1 protein-coding gene is annotated in these 451 nt (G+C 70.3%); it reads right to left on the reverse strand.

Features of this window, described 5'->3' with window-relative positions; translation table 11 throughout:
• A partial coding sequence (locus J0A65_RS25820; RefSeq protein ID WP_206597056.1) for a c-type cytochrome occupies positions 1–256 on the reverse strand: 256 nt, incomplete at its 3' end.
• Positions 257–451: the final 195 nt, after the last annotated feature.

A 451-nucleotide genomic window follows, 5' to 3' on the forward strand; every position in this document is an offset into this window, starting at 1 on the left:
TGTGCTCCAGCAGGGTGTCCATGCCCTTGGCCAGACGCGGTGCCCAGGCCTGAGCATCGCCGGTCAGCGGCGCGCCGGCGGCTGGACTGGCATGGCATTGCTGGCAACTGGTGGCATACAACTGCGCCAGCACCGCGTCCGCCGGCACGGCATCCGCTCGCACCTGCGGCCCGGCTTCCTCGCCACAGCCGCCCAGCGCCAGGCAGGCAACGCACAGCGCAGCCATCCCCTTCCAACCCAACAGCCCTGCCCGCATGCTCGCCTCCCGACGTCTTTGCTCACTCGATGGCGCCACACTAAAGCAGCACCCCGCGGCGCATGAGGGCCCAAACGGCCAGCGAACAACCGGGAAACGGCCAAGGCGGGCGGCCGCAGGGAAGGGGCAAGCAAGGTTTCACGGCGCAGCCGTTCGCGGGCACACCGGCTCACGCAGGGCCCGGACCACGATGAG

Origin of the sequence: Bowmanella yangjiangensis, assembly GCF_017255015.1 — a bacterium.
Taxonomy (GTDB): Bacteria; Pseudomonadota; Gammaproteobacteria; order Enterobacterales; family Alteromonadaceae; genus Bowmanella; species Bowmanella yangjiangensis.